This window comes from Halobacterium sp. KA-6, from assembly GCF_021029015.1.
Taxonomy (GTDB): domain Archaea; phylum Halobacteriota; class Halobacteria; order Halobacteriales; family Halobacteriaceae; genus Halobacterium.
Window position 1 is genome coordinate 1 of sequence record NZ_JAJJZH010000045.1, and the last position, 1060, is coordinate 1060.

Annotated in this window: 1 protein-coding gene; it reads left to right on the forward strand. The window is 54.3% G+C overall.

Features of this window, described 5'->3' with window-relative positions:
- The first annotated feature begins 47 nt into the window (after positions 1-47).
- Positions 48-1048 (forward strand): IS630 family transposase gene (locus LPA46_RS18725; RefSeq protein ID WP_230893819.1). Its coding sequence is split into 2 segments (ribosomal slippage): positions 48-540 and positions 540-1048, totalling 1002 coding nucleotides; the frame shifts between segments, so codons are not numbered across the junction.
- Positions 1049-1060 lie beyond the last annotated feature (12 nt).

The following is a 1060-nucleotide window of genomic DNA, read 5'->3' on the forward strand; positions in this document are numbered from 1 at the left end:
TATAGTAACCGGTAGAACTTTTTACTCAGAGACAGTTGCAGTAGCTAGTGAATCATCTCGACGAGATCTCCGTCGAGGAATTGCAAGACGCTCTCGACAACGTGGACGGAAAGAAGCCGACACAACGGCTCTTAGCCGCAATCGCGTACAAGAATGGTGTCACGCAAACCGAGCTAGCCGAGTGGTACGACGTGCAGCGACGGACCATCTACAGCTGGCTCACGCGACTCGACACCGACGAGTCGCTTGAGCAAGCCGTATCTGATGATAAACGAACTGGGAGAAAACGGAAACTCTCAGAATCACAGCAGAAAGAATTCGAAGCAACCGTTCACGATCCACCTGAAGAGGTCGGGATCGACGCGCCGGCGTGGACGCCGGCGCTTGCTCAAGAGTATCTCGAAGAAACGTACGGCGTCCAGTATTCAATCCCGAGTTGTCGGCGGTTGCTGAAAGAAGCGGGATTGAGCTATCAAAAACCACGCCGTTCAGCTGCCGAAGCCGATGAAGACGAGCACGAAGCGTTCCACGATGAGCTCAAAAAAAGCGGCGGGAAATGGACGCCACCGTAGTCTGTATCGACCAAACCAAGAAATCCGTGCAAGTTGAGCCGCGTGCCGCGTGGTTTCCACAGGGCACGCGGCCCTCAGTCGAACTGTCTGGCCAACGCGAGTGGACGTGTCTGCTGGGCGCGATCACCGAGGACGGTGATCGCTTCTTCTCGCGATTCACCGAGTACGTCACGGCCGAACACGCAAAGCATTTCATTTTAGCATTATGTGAAGAATTCGAAGATGACTTGATCGTCGTGCTAGACGGAGCGCCGTATTTTCAGGCGTCGGCCGTCACGGACCTGGCGGCCCGTGACGACCTCGCCTTCGTCACGTTACCGTCGTATTCACCGGAGTTGAATCCGGTCGAAGAATGCTGGAGACAGCTGCAAAAGGCACTGAGCAACCGATTCTTTGACTCACTCGACGAGCTAACAACAGCGATCGACACCGCTCTCGACAAACTCTCCGTCCCTAAAGTGAGCAATTACTTCTAGTGTCTACTATAG